This window comes from Corynebacterium sp. HMSC075D04 (genome assembly GCF_001815635.1).
GTDB lineage: Bacteria > Actinomycetota > Actinomycetes > Mycobacteriales > Mycobacteriaceae > Corynebacterium > Corynebacterium coyleae.
Map to the genome: position 1 here is coordinate 1 of NZ_KV821327.1, position 467 is coordinate 467.

Sequence of the window (467 nt, forward strand, 5' to 3'; positions counted from 1 at the left end):
ATTACGTATGTGCGCACGAAGAAAGGCTTTGTGTACGCCGCGTTTGTCACCGACGTTTACTCTCGACGGATCGTTGGGTGGGCGTTATCAGATTCCATGCGCACCGAAGCACTGCCGTTGCAAGCTCTTAACCAGGCGATCGTGTGTGCTGAGGAAACAACAGGTCTCATTCACCATTCGGATCACGGATCGCAGTACGTCAGCGTGGTCTACAACGAGCGACTTACCCAACACGGCATTACAGCTTCCACCGGAACTGTCGGTGACTCCTACGACAATGCTCTTGCTGAAAACGTCAACGGATCCTACAAGAACGAGCTGATCCATACCCGCAGGTGGAATGACGTTGTCGAGGTAGAAATCGCGACGTTCGAGTGGGTGTCATGGTGGAACGAGACAAGGCTTCACCAAAGCTTGGGATACCGAACCCCGGTCGAGGTGGAAACCGAATTTTGGAAGCAGAACCC

At 53.3% G+C, this 467-nt stretch carries 1 protein-coding gene; it reads left to right on the plus strand.

Annotated elements, in window-relative coordinates:
- A partial coding sequence (locus HMPREF3048_RS04110; protein WP_141758850.1) for an IS3 family transposase occupies positions 1-467 on the plus strand: 467 nt, incomplete at both ends.